At 68.6% G+C, this 261-nt stretch carries 1 protein-coding gene; it reads right to left on the bottom strand.

Annotated features, from left to right (window positions below):
- Positions 1-261: aldehyde dehydrogenase family protein (locus DBV14_RS32865; RefSeq protein WP_124466376.1), on the bottom strand; the 261-nt coding region annotated here is incomplete at both ends.

The raw sequence follows: 261 nt of genomic DNA, 5'->3' as shown, positions 1-261 counted from the left end.
ATCGCCATGCAGCGCTCGCCGCACGAGCCGTAGGCCGCGCCCATCAGCGCGCTCACGGCGTTGCCGATGTCGGCGTCGGGCATGACCACGGCGAAGTTCTTCGCACCGCCCAGCGCCTGCACGCGCTTGCCGTGCGCGCAGCCGGTGGTGTAGATGTATTCGGCGATGGCGGTGGAGCCGACGAAGCTCACGGCCTTCACGCGCGCATCGGCCAGCAGCGTGTCAACGGCTTCCTTGTCGCCGTTGACCACGTTCAGCACG

Origin of the sequence: Variovorax sp. KBW07 (assembly GCF_003852515.1) — a bacterium.
In the GTDB taxonomy this organism is placed as follows: Bacteria; Pseudomonadota; Gammaproteobacteria; order Burkholderiales; family Burkholderiaceae_C; genus Variovorax.
Note: the sequence above shows the minus strand (reverse complement) of the source record. Positions and strands in the feature narration are given on the sequence as shown.